The sequence below is a fragment of the Streptacidiphilus sp. ASG 303 genome, from assembly GCF_020991365.1.
Lineage (GTDB): Bacteria > Actinomycetota > Actinomycetes > Streptomycetales > Streptomycetaceae > Peterkaempfera.
The window spans coordinates 205,356-227,635 of the sequence record NZ_JAJLRA010000008.1; the positions used below are offsets into that span (position 1 = coordinate 205,356).

The window sequence follows — 22,280 nt, forward strand, 5'->3', positions numbered from 1 at the left end:
GAGCACCGCCCGCATGACCGCATCCTCGACCCCCGTCCTGACCGCCGCCGCCCTCGCCGCGGCCCGCCGCGGCTGGCACGTCTTCCCCCTCACCCCCGGCGCGAAGAGGCCCGCCGTCCGCGACTGGGAGCACCGCGCCACGACCGACCCCGGCCGCATCCGGCGCTGCTGGCAGTCCGGCCCGTTCAACATCGGCCTGGCCTGCGGCCCCTCCCGGCTGCTCGTGGTGGACCTGGACACCCCCAAGCACCCCAGGGACACCCCGCCCGAGGCGTGGGCGCTGCCCGGTGTCGTGGACGGCGCCGACGTCCTCGCCGTGCTCTGCGAGCGGGCCGGACAGCCGTTCCCGGACGCCACGTTCACCGTCCGGACCCGGTCCGGTGGGCTGCACCTGTACTTCGCCGTCCCCGAGGCGGTGCCGCTGCCGCCGTCCACGATCGGCACGCTCGGGTGGAAGGTGGACACCCGCTGCCGCGGCGGCTACGTCCTCGCCCCCGGCTCGATGGTGGACGGGGCCACCTACCGCGTGGAGCGCAACGACCCGCCCGCGCCCCTTCCCTCCTTGCTGATCAGCGAGGAGGCCCCGGACCGGCAGGCGCCGCGGATCACCCCCGCCCGGTGGCGGGACCGGATGAGCGACGCCGACGCCTACAGCCGCGCCGCCCTGGACGGCGAGACCACCCGCGTCCGGCAGGCCCCGGAGGGACAGCGCAACCACACCCTGTTCCGCGCCGCCGCCGCCCTCGGGCGCTTGGTGGCCGCCGGCACCCTGCCCCGCGAGGCCGCCGAGGGGGCGCTCACCGAGGCCGCCGCCGCCGTCGGGCTGGGGGAGGCGGAGATCCGCCGCACCCTCGCCTCCGGCCTCGCCCGCGGCGCCCAGCCCACGATCCCGGGAGTGGCCGCATGAGCATCCACAGCCCTGTGGGCGGCTCCCTCTTCGCGGACTGGGACGCCGCCCTCACCCCGCCCCCGCCGCCGCAGGCCGAGGCGGAGTTGTGGGAGGACCCCATCCCCCTCGGGCAGGCCCGCGCCCTGCCCCCGTTCCCCACCGACGCCCTGCCCGCGTGGCTGGCCGACATGGTGGCGGCCGTGGCGGAGGAGACCCAGACCCCGCCGGACCTGGCCGGGTGCGTCGCCCTGTCGGTGCTGTCCACCGCCGCCGGCGGCCGCGCGCAGGTGGCGGTGCGCGGGCGGTGGCGGGAGCCGGTGAACACCTTCATCGCCGTCGCCCTGCCGCCCGGCAACCGCAAGAGTGCCGTCTTCTCCCTGATGACCGCGCCCCTGCTCGCGGTCGAGAAGACCCTCGTGGAGACCAGCGCCGCGACCCGCGCCGAGGCGGAGACCACCGCCCGCCTCGCGCGGGCCGCCGCCGACAAGGCCGCCGCCAAGGCCGCGAACGCCGCCCCCGACGAGCGCGACGCCCTGACCGCCGAGGCCGTCGTGCTGGCCCAGGCCGCCGAGGCGGCCACCGTCCCCGAGCGGCCCCAACTGGTGGCCGACGACGTCACCCCCGAGGGCCTGGCCACGCTGCTGGCCGAGCAGGGCGGCCGGATGGCCGTCCTCTCCCCGGAGGGCGGCATCTTCGACATCATCGCCGGCCGCTACTCCGGCACCCCCAACATGGACGTCTTCCTCAAGGGCCACGCCGGGGACGTGCTGCGGGTCAACCGGCAGGGCCGCGACCGCCAGTACATCGAGGCCCCCGCCCTCACCATGGGCCTGGCGGTGCAGCCGTCGGTGTTCACCGACATCGCCAAGGTCAAGGGGTTCGAGGGCCGCGGCCTGCTCGCCCGCTTCCTCTACTGCCTCCCCGCCTCCCTGGTCGGCTACCGCAACCTCACCCCCGACCTCATCCCGGAGGCGGTGGCGGAGGCGTACACCCGGCAGGTGGCGGCGCTGACCCTGGCCCTGGCCGGTTGGACCGACCCGGCGGTGCTCACCCTCACCCCGGAGGCGGATGCCGCGATGCTGGCCCACCAGCAGGGCACCGAGCCCAAGCTCCGCAAGGGCGGCGCCTTGGCCCACATCGACACCTGGGCCAGCAAGCTGGACGGCGCCGTCGCCCGTCTCGCCGGACTCCTCCACCTGGCCGCCCACCCCGCCGACGGCCATGCCCGCCTCATCGACGCGGACACCATCCGCGCCGCCGGCCGCCTCGGGGACTACTTCACCGCCCACGCCCTGGCCGTCTTCGACGCCATGGGCTCCGACCCCGCCCACACCGGCGCCCGCACCGTCCTGGACTGGCTGCGCGCCAACCCCGCCGACCGCATCTCCCGCCGGGAGCTGTTCCGCAAGCTGCCCCGCGGCGAGTTCCCCACCGTCGCCGACCTCGAACCCGCCCTGGCCCTGCTCGAAGAACACGGCTGGATTCGCCAGGAAGCGCCCCCGGCCCGCGCCGCCCGCGGCGGCCGGCCACCCGCACCCCGGTATGCGCTGCACCCCGCCATCACCCACCCCGGCCCCTGACCCCCGGACACAACCGACAGAACTGACACAACCCCGCCCCGACACGGCTGACCAGCGCAAACGCCGCCAGGCAGCCGCGAGACACAACCTCCGGAAACTCAGACACAACCCTGACCGCGCGACCGGCCCCGGGTTTTGGCGGAGTTTCCGGAGATTTCGTCACACCGCACCCCGGCGCCGAATCCCCAGCTCAGAGCTCACAGCCGGGGGTTCTGTCAGTTCTGGCGGTTCTGTCACGCCCCCACCGCCCGGAGTCGCCCTTGCGCATCCGCCCGCACGGCACCGAAGACGGGTGCCACCGCACCGCCACCCCGCCCACTGACGCCGAGGAGGCACCCCAGTGACCACCGCCACCCCCGAGGCCCTGACCGTCCCCGAGGTCATGGCGGCGCTCCGGCTCAGCCGAAGCAAGCTCTACGACCTGCTGCGCTCCGGCGAGCTGTCCAGCATCAAGATCGGCCGTTCCCGCCGCATCCCCGCCGACAGCCTCGCCACCTTCCTCCGCAACCGAATCGAGGGGAATGCCTGATGGCCAAGCGTGCCAACGGTGAGGGAAGCATCAGCCGCCGGAAGGACGGCCTCTACCACGGTCGGGCGTACGTCACCACGACCTCGGGCATCCGCAAGCGCGTCTCGGTGTACGGCAAGACCCGCGAGGAAGCGCACCAGAAGATCACCAACCTCCAGGCCCAGGACAACCAGGGCGTCCCGACCCCCGACACGAACGTGACCGTGGAGGAGTACCTGGCCTACTGGCTGGCCGGCATCGTCAAGGCCCAGCGTCGTCCCAAGACGTACCAGGGCTACGAAAGCGTGGTGCGGGTCCACCTGGTCCCTGCCCTGGGCAAGCGCAAGCTGCGGACGCTGCGGGCGGCGGAGATCCGCAACTGGCTGGGACGGCTGGCCACGACGTGCCAGTGCTGTCGGCACGGCTGGGACGCCGCCCGTACCGAGCCGAAGTGCTGCGCGGCAGGGGAGTGCTGCCGGTCCCACCTGTCGCGCCGCATGGTGCAGTCCGTGCACGCGGTGCTCCGCAACGCTCTGGAGAACGCCGTCCGCGAGGAGCTGATCGTGCGGAACGTCGCCAAGCTCGTGCAGGTGCCGACGCCCGACTACGGCATCGGGAAGGGGCTCACCGTCCCTCAGGCCCGGCTGCTGCTCAAGGAGTCCCGCAAGGACCGGCTGCACGCGCTGTACGTCCTCGCGCTCGTCATGGGGATGCGCCGCGGCGAGCTGCTGGGCCTCCACTGGGATGCCGTCGACCTGGAGCGCGGCACGCTGATCGTGTCCAGCAACCTCCAGCGGGTGAAGGGGGAGCTGCTGCTCGGCCCGACCAAGACGGCTTCCTCGCTGCGGACGCTGCCGCTCCCCCCGCTGGTGGTCGAGGCTCTGGAGGAGCACCGCGAGCGGCAGGCGCAGGAGCGCGCCGCGGCCGGAGACCGGTGGGCCGAACGGGGGCTCGTCTTCGCCTCCCGGGTCGGTACGCCGATCGAGCCGGACAACCTCCGCCGCAGCTGGTACCCGCTCCGCCGCCGTCTCGGCCTGGACCTCCGGTTCCATGATCTGCGCCACACCTGCGTCACGCTGCTGCTCGATCTCGGGGTGCCGCCCCACGTGGTCCGCCAGATCGCCGGCCACAGCGACATCGCGGTCACGATGAAGGTGTACGCCCATGCCTCCCTCGACGAGCAGCGCAGGGCGCTCGGGGCCCTCGGGGAGCGCCTGGGCTGACCCGTTGGGGTACGGGTTGGCGTAGGAGCATGCAAAAGAACCCCCATCCCGGCGAGGGTGGGGGTTCTGCTGCTGGTCAAGCTGGTGGCCAGGGCCGGGGTCGAACCGGCGACCTTCCGCTTTTCAGGCGGACGCTCGTACCAACTGAGCTACCTGGCCGTACTGCACTGCGCATCCCCAGGTTAGGGGATGAGCGATCCCGACGGGACTTGAACCCGCGACCTCCACCTTGACAGGGTGGCGAGCTAACCAACTGCTCCACGGGACCTCGTGACGCAGATGGACTCTGCGCATGGGTACTGCGGTGCCCCCAACGGGATTCGAACCCGTGCTACCGCCTTGAAAGGGCGGCGTCCTGGGCCACTAGACGATGAGGGCTTTATGGCCCACCCGGCTTCCTTGCGGCCGTCGGGGACGTTGAGAAGCATATGGGATGCCGGGCGGGAACGCCAAAACCGTTCGCGGCCTGTCGCGCCGTCGCCGCCGGTCAGGGGGAGGCCGAGGGCGCCGGGGCCTGGGGGGAGCCCGTCGCGGACCCCGTAGCCGGGCCCGGCGGCCGTCCCGGCGTGGCGCCGGGGGAGGCGCCCGCCGACGTGCCGGACGGGGCGCCTGCGGGGGAGGCAGGGGAACCGCCCGCCGGCGTGCCGGACGGGCCCGGCGGCGGAGGCCCGGCGGGGGAGGCGGACGGGCCGCCCGGCGCGGGGGAGGAGGACTCGTCGGCCAGGTGCCGGTCGATCTGCGCTGTGGTGCGGCCCAGCCCGCCCAGGGTGATGTCGTCCCAGGCCTGCAGCCGGTGGGTCACCCGGTCGAAGTACAGGACGGAGAGGCTGACCGGCGTCGGCGGGTTGCTCTCCAGTGCCCGCAGCCCGGAGCCCCCGGTCGAGCCCTGGACGAAGATCCGGGTGCCGTGCTCCAGCATCCGGGTGTCGCGCACGTGCGTGTGGCCGGCGAGGACGAGCGGCACCCGCCCGTCGAGCTGCTGGGCGGCGGTCGGCTCGTGGACGGCGGCGATGTCCGGCGGCGTCCGCATGCCGGCGATCCGCGCGGCGAAGGCCTTCCCCATCGCCTCCTCGGCCGGCTCCCCGCCCACCTGGACCGACCGGTCCGGGGTGAACTGCGGGTCGCCCCAGCCCGCGATGCGCAGCCCCGCCACGGTCGCCGTGCGGCCCTCGTCGAGCACGACGGCGTGCCGCTGCCGGGCGACGGCCGCCTGGCTGCCGGCCGAGTCGTGGTTGCCCCGCACGTAGACGTAGGGCGCGCCCAGGCCGGGGATGCCGTCGGCGAAGGCGTCCTCGGCGGCGGAGCCGTGGTCCATCAGGTCGCCGGTGTCGACGACGGCGTCGATCCGGTACTCGGCGACCACGGAGCGGATGAGGTCCCAGGCCGCCGGGTTGAGGTGGATGTCGGAGACGTGCAGCACCCGCACCGTCCCCGGGTCGGGGTTGTAGGCGGGCAGCGTGGTCGCGGCGTCGTAGAGCTTGGTGACGTTGCCGACCAGACGGGCCAGCTCCTGCCGGTACACGCCGAAGTCGGTGACGATGGACCGGGCGTTGCCGACCACCTGGGGCGCGCCGGTCAGCAGGCCCGTGAAGTGCGGCTCCAGGACCGACTTGGGGTTCCAGCTGAGGGCCGCCCCGCCCAGGGACGCCACCAGGAGCCCGAGCGAGGTGCCCGCGGCGGCCAGGGCGCGGCGCGGGCGGCGGTACACGACCAGCCCGACCGCGCAGGAGCCGGCCGCGACGGCGGCCGCGGCGCGCAGGCCCAGGTCCAGCATGCCGTGCTCCACGCCGGAGGCGACCTCGTCCTGGAGGTTCGCGAGGCGGGCGGGGTCCTTGGCGATGGCGCGGGCGGCGTCGGGGTTCAGCCGCCGGACGTCGACGTCCAGGCGGAGCGGCGCGCGGTGGGTGTCCAGCTCCAGGGAGCCGAGCGGGGCGATGTCGACCCGGCTGCCGCCGTGCAGGTCGGGGTGGAGCGACATCCGCGTCTCCACGGGCCCGACCCTGGCCGGGGAGGTTCCCGCGACCACCAGGCCGAGCCACCCGCCGAACACCGCCACCGCGGCCAGGACGGCCGCCCGGCGCAGCCCGGGTCCGGGCCGCAGGAACCGGCCCGGTCCGCGTCGGGGCGGCCGGCCGGCCGGGCCGGGCACGGTGCGCGGGCTGGGGCGGGTGTCGGCAGGCATGCTGGGGATCATGCCCGGGGGTCCCGTCCCTTATACGGGTGCCGGCGCGGGCGGGGAGCGCCCGGGCGCGGCGCGGACGGGCGCCGGGTTCCCGACCCGGTGTCAGGGGCCCTCCGGTCAGGCCCAGCCGAGTTCGTGCAGCCGCTCGTCGTCGATGCCGAAGTGGTGGCCCACCTCGTGGACGACGGTGGTGCCGATCTCCTCGACGACCTCCTCGCGGGTCCCGCACATGCGCAGCGTCGGGCCCATGTAGACGGTGATCCGGTCGGGCAGCACCCCGGCGTACCACTCGCCGCGCTCGGTCAGCGGCGTGCCCTCGTACAGGCCCAGCAGCTCCGGGTCGCCGGGGTCCGGCTCCTCCTCGACGAAGACGGCGACATTGTCCATGAGCTTCGCCAGCTCGGCGGGGATCCGGTCCAGGGCGTCGCCGACGAGGGACTCGAACTCGTCTCGGGTCATCTCCACAGGCCCATTGTCGGGCCCGCACCGCGCCCGGCCCAGACCCCGCACCGCGCCCGGTCCGGACCCCGGACCCCGCACCGCGCCCGGCCCAGACCCCGCACCGCGCCCGGTCCGGACCCCGGACCCCGCACCGCGCCCGGCCCAGACCCCGCACCGCGCCCGGCCCAGACCCCGCACCGCGCCCGGTCCGGACCCCGGACCCCGCACCGCGCCCGGTCCGGACCCCGCACCGCGCCCGGCCCTGGCCCCGTGCCGTCCGCACCGGCCCGGTCGGGCCCGGCTCAGCCCCAGACGGCCCGGGCGATCCCTCCGCCGGCGAAGGCCGCGCCCAGGCCCGCGGCGATGCTCACGGCGACGTTCGCCGCCGCGTACAGCCGGGCGCCCTGCTCGGCCAGCCGCAGCGTCTCGTACGAGAAGGTGGAGTAGGTGGTCAGCGCCCCGCACAGGCCGGTGCCCAGCAGCAGCTGCAGCGAGGACGGGGCGGCGCCGACGGCGGCCGCGCCCGTCAGGACGCCCAGCACGAGGCAGCCTGCGACGTTGACGGCCAGCGTGCCCCAGGGGAAGACCGAGTCGTGCCGGGCCTGCACCGCGCGGTCGGTGAGGTAGCGCAGCGGCGCCCCGACCGCGGCGCCGGCCGCGACCAGCAGCCAGGTCATCCGGCGGCCTCCCCGTACCCGCCGGACGCCTGCCCGCCGGACGCCTGTCCGCCGGACGCCTGTCCGCCGGACGCCTGTCCGCCGGACGTCCGCCCGCGGCCGCCGCAGCGGACCACCTCGACCCGCTCCAGGGTCACCAGGCCGCCGGTGAGCAGTTCGTCCAGGTGGGGGAGGAACCCGTGGATCCGCTCCTCGGTGTCGACGATCACCACGGCCACCGGCAGGTCCTCGCTGAGCGACAGCAGCCGGGTGGTGTGGATCCGGGAGGACGCGCCGTAGCCCTCCACGCCGTGGAAGACGGACGCCCCGGCGAGTCCGGCGGCGTGGGCGCGGTGGACGATCTCGGAGTGCAGGGGGCGGTGGTGCCAGGTGTCGCTCTCGTTGATGTGGACGGTGAGCCGCACGGCGGGTCCGGTCGTTCTCATCGGGTCCTCTGGAGCAGCAGGCGGCGGGTGAGGGCCGACGCCGCCCAGACGGACAGCAGGGCCGCGGCGGCGGTGGCGGCCAGGTAGGCGGCGGCGGTCGCGGCCCGGCCGGACGCCAGCAGCCGCTGGGCGTCGACCGCGTAGGTGGAGAAGGTGGTGAAGCCGCCCAGCACACCCGTGCCGAAGAAGGGCCGGAGCAGCCGGTGCGCGGACCACGCCTCGGTCAGGAGCACCATGAAGACGCCGATCACGGCGCATCCGGCCGCGTTGACGGCCAGGACGGTCCAGGGGAGGGCGCCGGGCGCGGTCGGCCACAGCAGGGTCGCCCCGTAGCGGGCCCAGGCGCCCAGCACGCCGCCGGCGGCCACCACCGCCACCACCGGACCCTGACCGTGGAGGAGGGGCGGCCGGACGGCGGACCGGGGGGCCGGGAGGGGGAGGCCGGGCGCGGAGGCCGGGGGTGCCCCTGCGGTGCCGGGCCGCGGTGTCTGCACGGGGCCTGCTCCTCCTCGTCGCCGTGCCCCGGCGGGGCGCGGCGCGCGCCGGGCGCACCCGCCGTCGCGCGCCCCCGCGGGGCCTCCCAGCGTACTGCCGCCGTACGGCCGCCGCGCTGCCGTACGGGCTGCCGTAAGGGCTGCCGCCCGGGCGGACGCAGCGGCCGTGTCCTCACGGCCGTGCGCGCGTTGGGCACCCGTAGTGGCCGCACGCAGCGGGCGGCCCGGGTGGGGCGTACGAGAGGCTTTCCCGTGACTGCGGTTACTCCCGTGACATGTGCGACGTGTCGTCCCGCGGCGGCGGCCGCGCCCGCCACCCGGCCCGCGCCCGCCACCCGGCCCGTGCGCACCGCCCCGGCCGCCCGGCCCGTGCCGCGCCGCAGGGCCCTCGGCCGCGCCCTGGCCGCGGCGGCCGGCGCGGTGCTGGCCGCCGGGGCGCTGGGCGGCTGCATGGACGTGAGCAGCGTGCCCGCCTCCCAGGGGCCGACGTCCGACGGCGGCCGGGGCGCGGCCGACCAGGTCGGCCGGGGCGTGGGCGGCCGTCCGTGGTACGGGGGCTCCCGCCCGGTGCCGGCGGGCTCCAGGGGGTCGGGCACGGTGGACGCCTCCCCCTCCGCCTCGGGGACGGCGGTCCCGTCGCCGACCCCCGGCGCCACGGCCCACGCGTCCGGCCGGGCCTCGGCGCCGCCGACGGGTCCGGTGCCCGGCGGTGGCGGTACCGGGACCACCGGGCGGCCCGCCCCGGGGGGCACGGGCGGTCCTCCGGGGAGCGCCTCCCCGTCGTCGAGCCCCCAGCCGAGCGTGTCGCCCCCCGCCTCCCCGGCGTCGCCGTCCGCCTCCCCCGCCCCGGACCCCGCACCCAGCGGCGCCTCCCCGTCGACGCCGGCCGGCGCGGGCGCCTCGCCGCACTGAGCCGTACCGCCGACCCGCCCCGGCCCGCGGTGCCCGCGCCGTGCCCGGCGGGACCGCCGGGTGCGGCGCGCCGCCGGGAATACCCGGCCCGCCGCCGGGGTTCCCCGTACGTCCTGCGGCCCGTGCCGCGGGACGGGCCGGGCGGTGTGCCCCGGACGGAACGGCCGGTCTGCGGCCGGTGCTCCGAACGGGCGATTTGCGTGCCCCCGTCCGCGGCGTCTATAGTGGTAGATCGTTTGATTTCATCTGCCCGGCGCCGCTCCCCTACAGGCGCCCTTGGCGCGTTCCGGCGATCCGTGGCTTGACTGCATCGAGGCGGTCTGTGCGAACCCGCGGACTTAGGCGCGTGCCACTTCCGGAAGGTTCTGCATGTCTCTCGTTGACGACGACCGCTTCGCCATGCCCGCGGACGGTTCCGCCGCCGATGCCCCCGCCGTCGACCAGCAGGTCGACGCCCCCGTCACCACCACCGCCGACCCCGGCACCGCCGAGGCCCCCGAGGCCGGCGCCGCCGAGGAGCCGACCGTCACCTTCGGCGACCTGGGCCTGCACCAGGACATCGTCCGCGCCCTCGCGAAGCGCGGCGTCACCACCCCGTTCCCCATCCAGGCCGCGACCATCCCGGACGCGCTGGCCGGCAAGGACGTGCTGGGCCGCGGTCGCACCGGCTCCGGCAAGACCCTCAGCTTCGGCCTGCCCCTGCTCACCCGTCTGGCCGAGGGCCGCACCCGGGCCAAGCGCCCGCGCGGCCTGATCCTCGTCCCGACCCGCGAGCTGGCGATGCAGGTCTCCGACGCGCTGGAGCCCTACGGCTCGGTGCTCGGCCTCAACCTCAAGGTGGTCTGCGGCGGAACCTCGATGCCGCGTCAGATCTACGCGCTGGAGCGGGGCGTCGACGTCCTCGTCGCCACCCCCGGCCGCCTGCGCGACCTGATCGACCGCGGCGCCGCCACCCTCGACGAGGTGCAGATCGCCGTCCTCGACGAGGCCGACCAGATGGCCGACATGGGCTTCCTGCCCGAGGTCACCGAGATCCTCGACCTGGTGCCGGCCGGCGGCCAGCGGATGCTCTTCTCGGCCACCCTCGAGAACGAGATCGACACCCTGGTCAAGCGCTACCTGCAGAACCCGGTCACCCACGAGGTCGACCCCTCCGCGGGCGCGGTCACCACGATGACCCACCACATCCTCGTGGTGAAGCCCAAGGACAAGGCGCCGATCACCAGCGCCATCGCCGCCCGCAAGGGCCGCACCATCATCTTCGTCCGCACCCAGATGGGCGCCGACCGCGTCGCCGAGCAGCTGCGCGAGGCCGGTGTCCGCGCCGACGCGCTGCACGGCGGCATGACCCAGGGCGCCCGCACCCGGACCCTGGGCGACTTCAAGGACGGCTACGTCCACGTGCTCGTCGCCACCGACGTCGCCGCCCGCGGCATCCACGTCGACGGCATCGACCTGGTGCTCAACGTCGACCCGGCCGGCGACCACAAGGACTACCTGCACCGCTCCGGCCGCACCGCGCGCGCCGGCCGGTCCGGCATCGTCGTCACCCTCGCCCTGCCGCACCAGCGGCGCGGCGTCTTCCGCCTCATGGAGGACGCCGGGGTGGACGCCTCCCGCCACGTGGTGGGCGGCTCCTTCGACGCCGACGTGGCCCGCATCACCGGCGCCCGCTCGCTCACCGAGGTGCAGGCGGAGGGCGCGGCCGGCGCCGCGAAGGCCGCCGAGCGCGAGGTCGAGGACCTGGCCCGCCGCCTGGAGAAGCTGCAGCGCCGCGCCGCCGAGCTGCGCGAGGACGCCGACCGCCTGGCGGCCCGCGCCGCCCGCGAGCGCGCCGAGCTGGGCATCGAGGACGAGCCGTCCGACGCCGTCGAGGCCCCGGAGGCCGAGGCCGACGCGCGGGTGGCCGCCCCCGCGGACACCGACGCCGCCCCGTCCGCCGCCCCCGTCGCCGAGGAGGCCGCTCCGGCCGCCGACGCGGAGGAGCGCACCCGTCCGTTCAACCGGGACCGTGACGACCGTGGTGGCCGTTCGTTCGAGCGTCGGGACGACCGTGGCGGCTTCAACCGCGACCGCGGTGGGGACCGTCCGTTCAACCGGGACCGTGACGACCGTGGTGGCCGTTCGTTCGAGCGTCGGGACGACCGTGGCGGCTTCAACCGCGACCGCGGTGGGGACCGTCCGTTCAACCGGGACCGTGACGACCGCGGTGGCCGTTCGTTCGAGCGTCGGGACGACCGTGGCGGCTTCAACCGCGACCGCGGTGGGGACCGTCCGTTCAACCGGGACCGTGACGACCGCGGCGGTCGTTCGTTCGAGCGTCGGGACGACCGTGGCGGCTTCAACCGCGACCGCGGTGGCGACCACCGCGGCGGGGACCGTCCGGCCCGCTCCTTCGACCGCCCGTACGGCGGCGACCGCGACCGCGGCGCCCGTCCGTCGTTCGGCGACCGGGACCGCACCAGCCGCCCCCAGGGCCGGCGCGACGACCACCGCTCCGGCGGCCGCTCCTTCGGCGACCGTGAGCACGGCGCCGGCGGCCGCGGCTTCGAGCGCCGCGACAACGGCGGCAGCGGCTTCGGCGGCGCCGACCGCAAGCCGCGCTGGAAGCGCAACGGCTGACCCGCCGTCGGCCGGCCCGCAGCGGCCGACCCCGCACCGGCGGCGCCGGTGACCACGGCTCGGGGCCGCCTCCCCCGGACATCGTCCGGACGGGAGGCGGCCCCGGGCCGTTTCCGCGTCCGCCCCGGCCCGCCCGCCACGGGTGGACCGGGGCGTCCGGCCCGGACACGCCGGCACCGGGCCTGCGGCGTCCACCCCGCCGCGTCCCCGGCCTCACGCCGCTGCCGGGTGTCCGGGTCGGCCCTGTCCGTCCCGCGGACATCGCGCGCATCCCGCCCGGACCGCCTCTCCGCCCGGTGAGGCGTCCCGCCCGGGTGCTAGGCTCCGGCGACCGCACGTGATCATGAGGCGCCGTCCGCCGCTGCGAGGCCGCCCTGTCGCCGTGCTCCACCGCCCCCACCGCACTCCCGTGCTCCAGGAGCCGTCCTTGCGCAGGCCCGCCGCCGCCTTCACCGTCCTCGCCCTGACCCTGTCCCCGCTCGCCGCCGTGCCGTCGGCCGCAGCCGCGCCCGTCCCCCGGGGGGCGGTGTCCCCCCAGGAGGCGGTGATCCCCGCCGGGACCCTGCCCGGCGTCCAGACCGACACGCCCTCCCTGGGCGGCACGACGGGCTTCCTCCACACCCAGCAGGCCCTCGGCCTCCTCTGGACCTCCTACGACGGCGCGACCCGCAGGGTCGCCGCCCCGCCGACGCAGGCGTCGGGGACCTGGACGGGCGGCCCCGACGTCGTGGCGTCCCCCCGCAACCCGGGGATGACCACGGCCGTCCTCCAGGACATGGCCACCGGAGCCGTCGCAATGGTCCCCGTGCCGACGGGCACGACCTACCGGACGACCGCGGGTTCCACCGTCGTGGCCTCGGGCACGGCCGCCGACGGGACCCAGACCCTCCACCTGCTGACCCCGCGCACGGACGGCACCGTCGACCGGGAGCAGGTCGGCGGCCTGCCCGCCCGCATACGCACGTTCAACTCCTTCCTGTGGACGGGCCCCCGCGGCTTCGCGGTGACCACGACCGACACCTCCGGCGCCTCCCACCGGTCGTACGTCACCCTCGCCGACCACACGGCCCGCCCGCTGCTCGAACAGCACACCGTCGACGACGCCCCCTTCGTCCGCGACAGCGACCACGTGGGCGTGTGGACCGCCGACGGCCGCTTCCTGCTGTACCGCTACGACGCCCTCGACACCCCGGAGCGCACCTACCCGCTGCCCCGGCAGGCCGCCGTCCGGCCCGTCGGCCTGGTCGGCGACTGGCTGCTGGCCGCCCGGTGGGAGGCCTCCGCCGACACCCCCGGAACGGGTCCCGCCACCGACACCCCCGTCTTCCGCACCGTCGCGATCCACCTCACGGACGGCGAGGAGCGGCCCCTGCTCACGACCTCCACCGCCCAGGGCGTCCCCCTGCCCGACGGCGGTGCGCTGCTCGTCGGCGGTTCCGGTGCCGACGCCGCGGCGAGCCCCGACTGGGGCGTCCAGCGTGTCGAGCCGGACGCCTCGGGCGTCCCGGTGCTCCACCGGGTGTACACCCCCACGCCGAACCGCACCCTCGTCCGCGGCCTCTCGACGGCCCAGGGCTGGCTGACGGCGCTGACCCTGCCCCCGAGCGGCCGGGCGGCGTCGCTGACCAGCCGGCAGATCGGAGCGGCGGGCGACATCACGGTGGCCGCACCCTTCACGACCGCCGCCGGTGCGCGCTACGCCGACTGCTGGCTGGGTGCGGACTGCCCGCACTTCCTGGAGACCGGGCAACGGGCCGAGCAGCCCGACGACACGCTCGGCGGCGCCGGACAGGGCCCCTCCGAGGTCGTCGACGCGGACGGCCGCCACGTCCTCCACCGGGTGCGGCAGGCCGGGGGCGGCGCGCTCGTGGAGGTCGTCGACACCGACTCGCGCCACGTCGTGCGCACCGGCACCGGACCGGTCGGCGCCCTGCACGGCACCGCGCTGCTGCAGCCCGGGGCCGCGCCGGGCACGGTGTCCGTGACCGACATCGCCACCGGCAGGGCGGCCGCCCCGATCGCGCTGGGCGCCTCCTGTACCCCCACCGAACTCCAGGCGACCGGCCGCTGGGTGTACTGGGCGTGCGGAGCCGAGCAGGCCGGAGTGCTGGACACCGCGGCCCACCGCACCACCCCGGTCCCCGCGGGCGGCCGCACCGTGCTCGGCGACGGCTTCACCGTCCGCGCCGACGCCGGCGGCCTGCTGACCCTCACCGACGTGCGGGGGGACGCCCCCGTGTCCCGTCCGGTCGGCACCGCCCGCGACGCGGACCCCGGCGACGGCTGGGCCGTGGACCGCAACGGCGGCCGCATCGCCTACGTCGACGCCCAGGACGCCGTTCACGTGCAGGCCAGCGGCGTGCCCGCCTCGCCCCTGGCCGTGGCCGACCGCCGGGAGGGCGCCGCCGCGATCGACCTGCGCTCGGGCGAGAGCTGGCACAGCACCTGGTGGCTCACCCGTCCGACCCCCGGCTGGCGGCTCGAGGTGCGGGACCCGCGGACCGGGCGCGTCGTGCGGACCGCCTCCGGCCGTCCCGCCGCGGGCCGGGTCGAGATCTACTGGAGCGGGCGGGGCAGCACCGATGCCCGGGTCGCCGACGGCACCTACGCCTGGTCGGTGGCCTTCACCCCCGCCGACGGCACCGGACCGGAGGCCACCGCCTCCGGCACGGTGCGCGTGAGCGGCGGCGCCCCCGCCGACCACGACTACGGCTCCTCCGCGCTCGGCGACGTCCTCGTCTCCAACTCCGCCGGGGACGTCGGCTACCGTCCGGCCACCGGCACCGGCGGCGTCGGCGCCGCCCGGCGGATCGCCGCCACGCACATGCCGCTCCTGAGCGCCGTCGTGCCGATCGGCGACCTGGACGACGACCGCTGCAACGACGTGCTGCTCCGCTTCCGGGGCACTCTGGAGATCGCCTACGGCACCTGCGGCGGCACGGTCCGCCCGTCCCTCGCGGTGCTCGACGAGGAGGGCTGGGGCCGGTACGACCGGCTCCTCTCGCCCGGCGACCTGACCGGTGACGGACGCCCGGACCTCCTGGCGCGTGACCGGTACGGCGTGCTGTGGATGTACCCGGCGAACAGCACCGGCCGGCTCGACCCGCGGCGCAGGGCCGGCTCCGGCCTGTCCGGCTACACGCTGCTGGTGGGGGCCGGCGACCTGAACGGCGACGGCGTCGGCGACCTGCTCGGCCGGGACCGGGCCGGGGTCCTCTGGCGGTGGTTCGGCAACGGCGCGGGCGGCTGGAGCGCCCGCGTCCGGCTCGGTTCCGGCTTCAACTCCTACAACGCCCTGGCCGGCGTCGGAGACCTCACCGGCGACGGGAAGGCCGACCTCGTGGGCCGGGACACCCGCGGCAACGTGGTCCGCTGGAACGGCAGGGGCAACGGCTCGTACGCGGGCGGCACCCGGATCGCCACCGGCTGGCAGGGCTACAGCGGCCTGTACTGAGCCCGCCGTCCCGCCGGGGGCCGGAGCCTTGAGGCCCCCGGCGGGACACCCCCTCAATGCGGTGGCGGACACCCGGGGATCTCCGGGTACGCTTCACTCGGCAGCAGCCGCGTTCACCGGCGCACTGCCGGCGGGCCGCTAGCTCAATTGGCAGAGCTGCGGACTTTTAATCCGTAGGTTCAGGGTTCGAGCCCCTGGCGGCCCACCCCGCCCGACCTGCACCGGAACACGACGGAGGCCCCCGCGGAGACCGCGAGGGCCTCCGTTTGTGCTTCGCCGGCCCGCGGCGGGCCGGGGTCCGCCCACCGCGGCCTCCGTGAGGCATCGGGCACGTCCCCCCTCCACCCCGCCCGGGGCGGGCTGACGGGGCGGACCGCACCCGGGGCTCCGCGACGCCGGTACGGCCCGGGACCGCGGTGCTGCGGATGCGGCGTGCGGCGGACGCGAGGATGCTGAACGGGTGGCACGGGGTACTTCGGCGGGTGGTGCGGACGCGCGGCGGCTGCCGGGCCCCGGACGGGTCAACTATGCGGGGGCGGTCTACGGTTCACTGCTCGCCGCCTCGGTGGTGGCCGGAGCCGGGACGCCGGGTCCGTATCCGCGCCTGGAGCTGGCCCTGCTGCTCCTCTGCACCGGTGTGGTGTTCTGGGCCGCGCACGTCTACGCGGGCTTCGTGGGCGAGCGGTTGCGCGAACAGCCTGTCAGCCGGGCCGATGTCCGCCGCATCTGCACGCGCGAGTGGCCGATCGTCCAGGCGGCCTTCCTGCCGGCCGCCCTGATCGCGTCCAGCCCGCTGCTGGGACTGGGCTTCAGGGGCGCGGCATGGCTGGGGCTGGGCGCCGCGGTGGTGCAGCAGGTCCTGTGGGCCAGTGCCGCAGTGCTCCGGGCCGGCGCGGCCTGGTGGCAGGTCGTGTCCGCCGGTGTCGTCAACCTGCTCCTGGGGCTGGTCCTCGTCGTCGCCAAGGTCTGGCTCCAGCACTGACGCGTCCGGGTTCCTCCCGCCCGGCACGGCGGAGGACGGGCCGGCGGCCCGTCGTGCCGGGCAGGGGTGCCGTGCGCCGGACCACGACGCGCGCCGGACCACGACGCGCGCCTGACTACGACGCGCGCCGGACGTCGGCGACCCGGACGTCCTCGGTCTCCGGGGCGCCGAAGGGCTCCACGAAGGCGCCGTCGCGGGTGGCGGTGACCTCCAGGGCGAGGTTGCCGCCCATGAAGCGCAGGTCGATGCGGGCGCGGGGCTCGCCGAGGCGCTGCGGCATGCGGTGGATGCGCTCGGCGGGGTAGTCCAGGCCGGTCAGCTCGGCCTGCAGCGCGTCGTAGCCGGTGACCGCGGTGCCGCGGAGGGCGGCGGTGATGCGGTCGGCGTGGGCGGTGCCCTCGCACGCCTCGATCTCGCTCAGCGGGACCTCGCGGAGCGCGCCGGTGCGGGGGGCGGTGGCGGTCGGCGCGGGCGGCTCGGGGGCGTCGGCGGGGAGCGGGACGGCGATGTCGCCGTGGGCGTCGGGGGTGCCGGGCGGGGTCTGGCCCGGCCCGTATCGCGGGGTCTGCGGGCCCTCCCAGCCGGGCAGGTCCTCGGGCCGCGGCGCGGCGTCGCCCGGGTTCCGGACCGGCAGGCCCTGGGGCGCGGAGGCGTCGCCCTTGTCCCCGAGCGTCCGGGAGGCGCAGTCCTGCATCGTGCGGTTGACCAGGTCGAGGAAGCGCATCTGCGGGTCGCCGGCGGCAGGCGGAGCCTCCTGCCGGGCGGCCGGGGCGTGGGCGGCGGCGGGGGCCGCGGAGGCGTGGCCGGCGCCGGCGGCGGCGGGGGCCGTGCTGCCGCAGGCGGAGAGGGCGGCGCAGCCGAGGGTCGCGGCCAGCAGGGACTTCGTGAGGAAGGTCGATCGCATGGGTGAATCATCGGACCAGTGATCATCGCCCCACCTGAGTACCCGTACTCACCTTCGCCCGGGGCCGGTGCTCAGTCCGGACCCGTCGGCAGCCGTGAGCCGTGGGCGGCCAACTCCCCTTGACCGCACAGGGTTTGGCCGCTCATCCGGAGGTCGGCCGCGGCGGCAGGGCCCCGCAGCGGGCGGCGGCGTCCTCGCGCCGGCAACGCGGCGGGGCTGCTCGCCGCGCCCGTCCCGCGGTTCCCCGGGACCGGCGGATCCGCGGGACCGGCGGATCCGCGGGGCTGCGCCAGGCCGATGGGCCGCCGGGTGGTCCGACGGCCTGTCGGCGGACCGTACCGCGGTCCGGCGGCCCGTACCGGTGGAGGAGCCGCCCGGTCCGTCACCCCGGGCTCCCCACGGGTCCCGCGCTCCCGGACGGGGTCAGCGGGCGGCTTCGCCGCCGTCCTCCCCGGCGGGGAGGACGTCCGGGGCGAGCGGGGCGCCGGGGCGGAGGTTCCAGCGGCCGGCGCGGCCGCTGAGGGCGGTGGCGGTGAGGGGGGCCACGTCCAGGCGCCAGAAGGTGCGGGGCGGGGCGCCGAGGGCGTGGACGGCGGCGGCGCGCACCACGTCCGGTTCGGCGACCGCGACGACGCGGGCCGGTCCTCCCTCCGCCAGGCCGTCCAGCCAGGCGCCGACCCGGGCGAGCAGGCCGAGCAGGGACTCGCCGCCGTGCGGCGCGGCCGCGGGGTCCGCCAGCCAGGCGGCGACCGCAGCGGGCTCGGCCGCCGCGACCTCGTCCAGCCGCAGTCCCCGCCAGCGGCCCGGGTCGCACCCGCGCAGCGCGTCCTCGGGGGCGGCGCGCAGGCCGAGGGCCGCCGCCGTCTCCCGGCAGCGCGCCGACGGGGAGGCGAGGACCAGGGCGCCGCGGGGAGCCCGCCCGGCCGCCGCCCGCGCCCGCCGCAGGCCGCCGGCGTCCAGGCCGCCGCCGCCGCTGCCGTCCGGTCCGCTCCCGTCGCCGAACCGTGCCTCGCGCAGCGCGGCGCAGCCCGCCGGGGCGACCAGGGACACCCGCACGGTCATCGGTCCTCCTCCTGTCCGGGCCCCGCGGGGGACTCGCTGCCGGGGCCGCCGGACCCGTGCTGACGGCGGATCGCCCGGACTGGGGCGCCGGGCGCAACCGGCCCGTCCGGGGCCGCCGCCGGTCCGGATGCCCGAAAGGCGCCCTTGGCCCGACTGCCCGTTCACGGTACGGTCGTCGCACCATGACGACGGCGTGACGGAAGCCCGGTGAGAGTCCGGCACGGTCGCGCCACTGTATGCCGCGCAGGCGCAGCCCTCCCTCGGGGGGATGCGGTTGACGGTAAGTCAGACCCGGCGCCGTCGTCCGTGCTCCATCGAGTGGGACGCGTGTTCCCAGAGGAGGCCCTGCCATGGCAGAGACCGCCGTTCCGGCTGCCCTTCCCCCCGTCCGCCCCGTCGCGGCACCCCTGTCCGTCCGCGAGATCCTGCCGTGGGCGGCCTTCCTCGCCGTCGTGGCGCTGGTGGTGCTGTACTTCGTCGGCGCCGAGCAGGGCGCCACGTCGCTCGTCTCCGGCGAGGCGGTGCACGAGTGGGTGCACGACGCCCGCCACCTGCTCGGCTTCCCCTGCCACTGAGCGGGGGACGCACCCGTGAAGCCCGCATCCGGCGGGCGCCCGCCCGCCGCCCCCGTCCCCCCGCCGCCCCCGCCGTCCCGCCCGGCACCCGCCGGGTCGGCACTGGTCCGGGCCCTGCTGGTGCGCGGCATGCTGGCGGGCCTCGCCGCCGGCGTGGTCGCGCTCGCCGTGTCGTACCTGCTCGGGGAGCCCCGGGTGGAGGCGGCCGTCGCCTTCGAGGAGTCCCACGCGCACGGGCACGGCGAGGAGCTCTTCAGCCGGACGCTGCAGTCGACCGGCGGCCTGGCCACGGGGGTCCTGCTCTTCGGGACCGCCGTGGGCGGCGTCGCGGCGCTGGCCTTCTGCTTCGCCCTCGGCCGCACCGGCCGCCTCGCCCCCCGGGCGACCGCGGCGCTGGTGTCGCTCGCCGCCCTGGCCGGCCTGTACCTGGTGCCGTTCCTGAAGTACCCGGCGAACCCGCCGTCGGTCGGCGATCCCGACACCATCGGGACGCGGACGGCCCTGTACTTCCTGATGATGCTGCTGGGCGTGCTGCTCGCGTCCGCCGCGGCGGTCCTCGGCCGCGCCCTCGTGCCGCGGTTCGGCGCCTGGTACGCCTCCGTGGCGGCGGCCGGCGCCCTCGTCCTCGCGGTCGGGCTGGCCTACGCCCTCCTGCCGGGGGTGGACGAGGTGCCGGCGGACTTCCCGGCGACGCTGCTGTGGCGGTTCCGCCTCGCCGCGCTCGCCGTGCAGGCCGCCCTGTGGACCGCCTTCGGCCTGCTCTTCGGGGAGCTGGCCGAGCGGGTGCTGCGGCCGGGCCCCGCCCCGGCCGCCGCGCGGACGCCGCCCCCGCACCCGGCCGCCTCCGTGCGGTGACGCCGGCGCCGCTCCCCGGGCCCGGGACACCGGGTGGACCCGGCCCCGCCCGGGGAGCGGCGGCGCGCACTAATCTGGGGACATGTCGAACCCCGATGGCCTGCTCATCGACCTCGCCGCCAAGGTGGAGTCGGAGCACAGCAATCAGATGCCCCTGACCGTGGTCGTCCCCGGAGCCGTCATCACCGGGAAGCTCGCCCCGGAAGCCGTGTGGAAGCAGCGGGTGGCGGAGGTGCTGGGCGCCTCGGAGCACCTCAAGGGGTTCGCGGGGGTGTTCGTCCCCTCGGCGACGGCCGCGGGCGACGGGACCGGCGCCGGTGACGGCGGCGGCGGCCGCCCGACGCACCTGTACTTCCACGTGGCGAGGATCCTCCAGGGCAGCCTCGGGCTCCCGGAGACCGGCGGCATGTACCGGGTCGCCATCGCCGACGTGAGCAGCTGGACCATCGGCGACCTCAGCTACTCCGAGCACTGACCGGGGCGGCCCGGCCGTCCGCCGCGCCGTCCGGCGGCCGGGCCGCGCCGTCCGGCGGCCGGGCCGCGCCGTGGCCCGCCGGGGCCTGCGGGGGCTGCCCGGCCGCCGGGGCGCGGGAATGGCCGTGCGGCCCCGGCCGTTGACCCGGCGGGACGATACCGGCCCGGGTATGCCCGCCGGTCCCGCGGTGCGGGCGGACGCGCACCGGCCGCACGGCACGGCACGGCCCGCGGGCCGGACCGCCGAGGTGAAGGAGAGGGCGTCGATGCAGGTGGACGAGGAGGCGACGGGTGCGGTCCTCAACCGGCTGCGCCGCGCCCAGGGCCAGTTGGCCGGGGTGATCGCCATGATCGAGGCGGGCCGGGACTGCAAGGACGTGGTCACCCAACTCGCCGCCGTCTCGCGGGCGCTGGACCGGGCCGGGTTCAAGATCGTGGCCAGTGGCATGCGGCAGTGCATGGCCGCCGCCGACGGCGACGCGCCGCCCATGACGGAGCAGGAGCTGGAGAAGCTCTTCCTGGCCCTGGCCTGATCCGCCCGGTCCCCGGCCGCTCCGGCCCCCCGGCCCCGAGCCGCGGACCGCCCGCCGTCCGGAGGGGCGCAGACGGCGTCGCGCGGGCGCCGGCGGCCGGGCCGGACGGAGCCGCGGCCGCCGCGGCGGCGGGTGCGGCGGCCTCCGGTGCCGCCGACTCCCTACTGTGGCCCCATGGGCGATCACGACGCACAGACCACCGGGGGCGGACCGGACGACGCGGCGGGCCAGGAGATCGAGGCCGTCGTCACCCTCCGGATCCGCGTCACCGACTGGCCGGCACTGCGGGCGGCCGGCCACCGCGCGGTGGCCGGCATCGGCTTCGAGGGCGCCGATCCCGAGCGCCAGCGCGCCGGCATGGCGGCCGAGGTCGACGAGGGCCCGCAGGGCGCCCTCAACGTCCTGCTCGACCCCGAGCAGCTGCTGGAGGGCGTCCCCGGCGTGGAGCTGCTGGGCGGCGCCCTCACCACCGCGCCCGGCGACTCCTTCGAGCCCGACTTCGCCGAGGTCTTCCCCCTCGACCTGCCCCCCGACGCCGGGGCCGGCGGCTGGCTGCTCACCCCGCGCACCGCGTGCCTGCTCCACGAGCAGCTCTCCGCGCTCTCCGACGCGGGCTACGACGACGTGGAGGAGTACGGCGGCGCGCCCGTGGAGCCCGGCGAGGAGCACGAGTGGGCCCTGCTGGGGCGGCTGCCCCGGCTGACCTGGCGGCAGGACGTCCCGTGGCGGCGCTCCATGGCCCGCGCCTTCGACGACCTCGCGGGCGACCTCGCCGACGGCCGCTGGCCGCAGCCCCGCTGCCCCGCCGAGGAGATGGCCCTGCACCTGGCCCTGGACGACGCCGCGGCGGCGCTGGAGGACGAGCCCGACCACATCGCGGAGCTGATGGAGGAGCTGCCCGCCCACCCCTACGACTACGACTGGGAGGCGTGCCGGGAGGCGTTCCTCCAGGACGGCGGGGTCCTGCTGCTGGAGGACCCCGGCGCGGACGGCATCGAGGACCCCGAGTCGGAGGCCAACCGCGAGCTCGGCCTCGGCGACCTGCGCGCGCCCGCCTGGTTCACGTCCTTCGAGGGCGAGGAGCCGCGCGACCCCGACCGGGGGTTCCGCCGGTGAAACCGCCGGGGGCCCCGGCCGCGTCCCCACCGGTGACCGTGCGCCGTCCGCGCGGCATCCGAGAGGCAGGGCACCAGCATGGGAATCGTCGCCTGGATCGTCCTCGGCCTGGTCGCCGGGGCCATCGCCAAGATCCTCCTGCCGGGGCGCGACCCCGGCGGCCTGATCGTCACGACCCTGATCGGGATCGCCGGGGCGTTCGTCGGCGGCTGGCTCTCGGCCAAGCTGCTCCACCGGACGATCGGCAACCACTTCTTCGACCTGGCCACCTGGGGCGCGGCGATCGCCGGCTCCCTGGTGCTGCTGGTCGCGTACCGGATCCTCTTCGGCAACTCCCGCGACTGACCCCGGGCCGGCGGGGGCCCGGTGCGG

The 22,280-nt window shown here is 76.8% G+C and carries 21 protein-coding genes, 4 tRNA genes and 1 riboswitch; of the genes, 15 read left to right on the forward strand and 10 right to left on the reverse strand.

All coding sequences use genetic code 11. From position 1 onward, the window contains the following. The first annotated feature begins 13 nt into the window (after positions 1–13). The 4 genes from LO771_RS13840 to xerC all read left to right on the forward strand — a co-directional run bounded on the left by LO771_RS13840 (position 14) and on the right by xerC (position 4,200). A complete protein-coding gene (locus tag LO771_RS13840; RefSeq protein WP_230652108.1) occupies positions 14–907 on the forward strand; it encodes a bifunctional DNA primase/polymerase in 894 nt (297 codons plus the stop codon). Continuing rightward, positions 904–2,469, forward strand: a complete 1,566-nt coding sequence (locus LO771_RS13845; protein ID WP_230652110.1) for a YfjI family protein — start codon at positions 904–906, stop codon at positions 2,467–2,469. The genes LO771_RS13840 and LO771_RS13845 overlap by 4 nt, the downstream gene beginning before the upstream one ends. 340 nt (positions 2,470–2,809) lie before the next feature. Continuing rightward, positions 2,810–2,998, forward strand: coding sequence for a helix-turn-helix domain-containing protein (locus tag LO771_RS13850; RefSeq protein ID WP_230652111.1), 189 nt, complete (start codon positions 2,810–2,812; stop codon positions 2,996–2,998). Beyond that, a complete protein-coding gene (gene xerC / locus LO771_RS13855) occupies positions 2,998–4,200 on the forward strand; it encodes a tyrosine recombinase XerC (protein WP_230652113.1) in 1,203 nt (400 codons plus the stop codon). Before LO771_RS13850 ends, xerC begins: the two co-directional genes overlap by 1 nt. 82 nt (positions 4,201–4,282) lie before the next feature. Here xerC and LO771_RS13860 read toward each other — a convergent pair. The 8 genes from LO771_RS13860 to LO771_RS13895 form a co-directional block, all read right to left on the reverse strand. Beyond that, positions 4,283–4,359: transfer RNA gene (locus LO771_RS13860), tRNA-Phe, on the reverse strand. 35 nt (positions 4,360–4,394) lie between these two features. Then, positions 4,395–4,468 (reverse strand) — tRNA-Asp (locus LO771_RS13865). A 37-nt stretch (positions 4,469–4,505) separates the two neighbouring features. Beyond that, positions 4,506–4,578 (reverse strand) — tRNA-Glu (locus LO771_RS13870). A 109-nt stretch (positions 4,579–4,687) separates the two neighbouring features. Continuing rightward, positions 4,688–6,382, reverse strand: a complete 1,695-nt coding sequence (locus LO771_RS13875) for a metallophosphoesterase (protein ID WP_230652115.1) — start codon at positions 6,380–6,382, stop codon at positions 4,688–4,690. A gap of 117 nt (positions 6,383–6,499) precedes the next feature. Then, complete coding sequence (locus tag LO771_RS13880; protein WP_230652238.1) at positions 6,500–6,841, reverse strand: metallopeptidase family protein; 342 nt, start codon at positions 6,839–6,841, stop codon at positions 6,500–6,502. 284 nt (positions 6,842–7,125) lie between these two features. Continuing rightward, entirely contained in the window at positions 7,126–7,500 is a 375-nt protein-coding gene (gene crcB, locus LO771_RS13885; protein WP_230652117.1) for a fluoride efflux transporter CrcB, read from the reverse strand. Further along, the gene (locus LO771_RS13890; RefSeq protein WP_230652119.1) at positions 7,497–7,925 is read right to left on the reverse strand and encodes a DUF190 domain-containing protein; all 429 of its coding nucleotides are present in this window, start codon (positions 7,923–7,925) and stop codon (positions 7,497–7,499) included. Before LO771_RS13890 ends, crcB begins: the two co-directional genes overlap by 4 nt. Beyond that, positions 7,922–8,419 (reverse strand): CrcB family protein, encoded by a 498-nt coding sequence (locus LO771_RS13895; RefSeq protein ID WP_230652121.1) that lies wholly within the window; start codon positions 8,417–8,419, stop codon positions 7,922–7,924. Before LO771_RS13895 ends, LO771_RS13890 begins: the two co-directional genes overlap by 4 nt. 270 nt (positions 8,420–8,689) lie before the next feature. Between LO771_RS13895 and LO771_RS13900 the strand changes: the two genes are divergently transcribed. From LO771_RS13900 to LO771_RS13920, 5 genes are all read left to right on the forward strand, one after another. Beyond that, a complete protein-coding gene (locus tag LO771_RS13900) occupies positions 8,690–9,331 on the forward strand; it encodes a hypothetical protein (protein WP_230652123.1) in 642 nt (213 codons plus the stop codon). Between the two features lie 369 nt (positions 9,332–9,700). After that, on the forward strand, positions 9,701–11,953 hold the full coding sequence (locus LO771_RS13905; protein ID WP_230652125.1) for a DEAD/DEAH box helicase: 2,253 nt from the start codon (positions 9,701–9,703) through the stop codon (positions 11,951–11,953). Positions 11,954–12,380: 427 nt separating this feature from the next. After that, a complete protein-coding gene (locus LO771_RS13910) occupies positions 12,381–15,407 on the forward strand; it encodes a VCBS repeat-containing protein (protein WP_230652126.1) in 3,027 nt (1,008 codons plus the stop codon). A gap of 132 nt (positions 15,408–15,539) precedes the next feature. Then, positions 15,540–15,612 (forward strand) — tRNA-Lys (locus LO771_RS13915). A 255-nt stretch (positions 15,613–15,867) separates the two neighbouring features. Then, positions 15,868–16,389, forward strand: coding sequence for a hypothetical protein (locus LO771_RS13920; protein ID WP_230652128.1), 522 nt, complete (start codon positions 15,868–15,870; stop codon positions 16,387–16,389). 115 nt (positions 16,390–16,504) lie between these two features. Here the strand turns inward: LO771_RS13920 and LO771_RS13925 are convergent, their stop codons facing one another. Continuing rightward, positions 16,505–17,293: a hypothetical protein gene (locus LO771_RS13925; protein ID WP_230652130.1), complete on the reverse strand. Its 789-nt coding sequence runs from the start codon at positions 17,291–17,293 to the stop codon at positions 16,505–16,507. Between the two features lie 423 nt (positions 17,294–17,716). Beyond that, complete coding sequence (locus LO771_RS13930) at positions 17,717–18,355, reverse strand: histidine phosphatase family protein (RefSeq protein ID WP_230652132.1); 639 nt, start codon at positions 18,353–18,355, stop codon at positions 17,717–17,719. A 198-nt stretch (positions 18,356–18,553) separates the two neighbouring features. After that, a riboswitch (cobalamin riboswitch) is annotated at positions 18,554–18,646 on the forward strand. Positions 18,647–18,705: 59 nt separating this feature from the next. On the opposite strand from LO771_RS13930, the gene LO771_RS13935 reads away from it, so the two are divergent. The 6 genes from LO771_RS13935 (at position 18,706) to LO771_RS13960 (ending at position 22,253) form a co-directional block, all read left to right on the forward strand. After that, complete coding sequence (locus LO771_RS13935; RefSeq protein WP_230652135.1) at positions 18,706–18,930, forward strand: CbtB-domain containing protein; 225 nt, start codon at positions 18,706–18,708, stop codon at positions 18,928–18,930. Positions 18,931–19,032: 102 nt separating this feature from the next. Then, positions 19,033–19,785 carry a CbtA family protein gene (locus LO771_RS13940; protein WP_304944807.1) on the forward strand — a complete coding sequence of 251 codons (753 nt, stop codon included), beginning with the start codon at positions 19,033–19,035 and terminating at the stop codon, positions 19,783–19,785. Between the two features lie 82 nt (positions 19,786–19,867). Next, positions 19,868–20,260: a hypothetical protein gene (locus LO771_RS13945; RefSeq protein ID WP_230652137.1), complete on the forward strand. Its 393-nt coding sequence runs from the start codon at positions 19,868–19,870 to the stop codon at positions 20,258–20,260. A 265-nt stretch (positions 20,261–20,525) separates the two neighbouring features. Further along, positions 20,526–20,792: a metal-sensitive transcriptional regulator gene (locus LO771_RS13950; protein WP_230652139.1), complete on the forward strand. Its 267-nt coding sequence runs from the start codon at positions 20,526–20,528 to the stop codon at positions 20,790–20,792. 174 nt (positions 20,793–20,966) lie between these two features. Continuing rightward, a complete protein-coding gene (locus tag LO771_RS13955) occupies positions 20,967–21,908 on the forward strand; it encodes a hypothetical protein (RefSeq protein WP_230652141.1) in 942 nt (313 codons plus the stop codon). A 78-nt stretch (positions 21,909–21,986) separates the two neighbouring features. Continuing rightward, entirely contained in the window at positions 21,987–22,253 is a 267-nt protein-coding gene (locus LO771_RS13960) for a GlsB/YeaQ/YmgE family stress response membrane protein (RefSeq protein ID WP_230652143.1), read from the forward strand. Positions 22,254–22,280: the final 27 nt, after the last annotated feature.

Excerpts from the sequence above, each read along its gene's own strand:
- LO771_RS13840 (WP_230652108.1), top strand. The coding sequence starts at position 14 with ATGACCGCATCCTCGACCCCCGTCCTGACCGCCGCCGCCCTCGCCGCG.
- LO771_RS13845 (WP_230652110.1), top strand. The coding sequence starts at position 904 with ATGAGCATCCACAGCCCTGTGGGCGGCTCCCTCTTCGCGGACTGGGAC.
- xerC (WP_230652113.1), top strand. The coding sequence starts at position 2,998 with ATGGCCAAGCGTGCCAACGGTGAGGGAAGCATCAGCCGCCGGAAGGAC.
- LO771_RS13875 (WP_230652115.1), bottom strand. The coding sequence starts at position 6,382 with ATGCCTGCCGACACCCGCCCCAGCCCGCGCACCGTGCCCGGCCCGGCC.
- LO771_RS13880 (WP_230652238.1), bottom strand. The coding sequence starts at position 6,841 with ATGACCCGAGACGAGTTCGAGTCCCTCGTCGGCGACGCCCTGGACCGG.
- crcB (WP_230652117.1), bottom strand. The coding sequence starts at position 7,500 with ATGACCTGGCTGCTGGTCGCGGCCGGCGCCGCGGTCGGGGCGCCGCTG.
- LO771_RS13890 (WP_230652119.1), bottom strand. The coding sequence starts at position 7,925 with ATGAGAACGACCGGACCCGCCGTGCGGCTCACCGTCCACATCAACGAG.
- LO771_RS13905 (WP_230652125.1), top strand. The coding sequence starts at position 9,701 with ATGTCTCTCGTTGACGACGACCGCTTCGCCATGCCCGCGGACGGTTCC.
- LO771_RS13925 (WP_230652130.1), bottom strand. The coding sequence starts at position 17,293 with ATGCGATCGACCTTCCTCACGAAGTCCCTGCTGGCCGCGACCCTCGGC.
- LO771_RS13930 (WP_230652132.1), bottom strand. The coding sequence starts at position 18,355 with ATGACCGTGCGGGTGTCCCTGGTCGCCCCGGCGGGCTGCGCCGCGCTG.
- LO771_RS13935 (WP_230652135.1), top strand. The coding sequence starts at position 18,706 with ATGGCAGAGACCGCCGTTCCGGCTGCCCTTCCCCCCGTCCGCCCCGTC.
- LO771_RS13945 (WP_230652137.1), top strand. The coding sequence starts at position 19,868 with ATGTCGAACCCCGATGGCCTGCTCATCGACCTCGCCGCCAAGGTGGAG.
- LO771_RS13950 (WP_230652139.1), top strand. The coding sequence starts at position 20,526 with ATGCAGGTGGACGAGGAGGCGACGGGTGCGGTCCTCAACCGGCTGCGC.
- LO771_RS13955 (WP_230652141.1), top strand. The coding sequence starts at position 20,967 with ATGGGCGATCACGACGCACAGACCACCGGGGGCGGACCGGACGACGCG.
- LO771_RS13960 (WP_230652143.1), top strand. The coding sequence starts at position 21,987 with ATGGGAATCGTCGCCTGGATCGTCCTCGGCCTGGTCGCCGGGGCCATC.